The sequence below is a fragment of the Loktanella sp. DSM 29012 genome, assembly GCF_900110705.1.
In the GTDB taxonomy this organism is placed as follows: Bacteria; Pseudomonadota; Alphaproteobacteria; order Rhodobacterales; family Rhodobacteraceae; genus Loktanella; species Loktanella gaetbuli.
Window position 1 is genome coordinate 1 of record NZ_FOEJ01000021.1, and the last position, 1202, is coordinate 1202.

The window sequence follows — 1202 nt, forward strand, 5'->3', positions numbered from 1 at the left end:
TGACCTGCTCCCCTAAAAAGTCCGCGATTTGGGGTTAGTCTGTTCCTTGTAAAGGAGACGGACGATGAAGCGATCAAGGTTCACGGAAGAACAGATCATTGGCATTTTGAAGGAGCACCAGGCCGGGCTTGGGGCGAAGGATCTGTGTCGCAAGCACGGTGTCAGCGATGCGACCTTCTATAAATGGCGGGCCAAGTTTGGCGGCATGGAAGTGTCGGATGCGAAGAAGCTGAAGGCGCTGGAGGCCGAGAACACCAAGCTCAAGAAGCTGCTGGCCGAGCAGATGATGGATGTCTCGACGCTGAAGGAGATGCTGGGAAAAAACTTCTAAGGCCCGATGCGCGGCGTCGCGCCGTGGATTGGGCCATGACACAGAAGGGATACCGGCAGCGACGGGCCTGCGCTTTGGTAGGGATCGATCCGCGTGTGTATCGACGACCGCCAGCGCGATCGGAGGACACTGACCTGCGGACCCGACTGAAGGATCTGTCGTCGGAACGGCGACGCTTCGGCTATCGGCGGCTGCATCTTCTGCTGCGGCGCGAGGGCTGGTCGGTGAACTGGAAGAAGCTGTATCGCATCTACAAGGAGGAAGGCCTCACCGTGCGCAAACGTGGTGGCCGAAAGCGCGCCTTGGGCACCAGAGCGCCGATGGCCATCCCGCAGGGGCCGAACCAGCGGTGGAGCCTGGACTTCGTGTCCGACAGCCTGTCCTGCGGCCGCCGGTTCCGGATATTGAACGTGATCGATGACTTCAGCCGGGAGTGTCTGGCGGCCGTTGTCGACACGTCACTGTCGGGCATCCGTGTCGGTCGCGAGTTGGACAAGATCGCCGAGGTAAGGGGCTATCCCTGCATGGTGGTCAGCGACAACGGGACGGAGCTGACCAGCAATGCGATCCTGAAGTGGCAGGAGGACCGCAAGGTCGAGTGGCACTACATCGCCCCAGGCAAGCCTATGCAGAACGGGTTCGTTGAATCTTTCAACGGCCGGATGCGCGATGAACTCCTGAACGAGCACCTCTTCGACAACCTGCGCCATGCCCGCAATTTAGTGGCGGCATGGCGCGATGACTTCAACCACCACCGCCCGCACTCAAGCCTCGCTGGCCTGACACCGCGCGAATATGCTAACCGGTCAAACGAAGACCAAAACCTGAACAGAGCTAACTCATAAATGAGGACTCTCTGGGGAGCAGGTCA

General features: G+C 59.8%; 1 protein-coding gene. It reads left to right on the forward strand.

Annotated features, from left to right (window positions below):
• Positions 1 to 64: 64 nt before the first annotated feature.
• Positions 65 to 1176 (forward strand): IS3 family transposase gene (locus BMX27_RS16670; RefSeq protein WP_090161713.1). Its coding sequence is split into 2 segments (ribosomal slippage): positions 65 to 314 and positions 314 to 1176, totalling 1113 coding nucleotides; the frame shifts between segments, so codons are not numbered across the junction.
• The last annotated feature ends 26 nt before the right edge of the window (positions 1177 to 1202 follow it).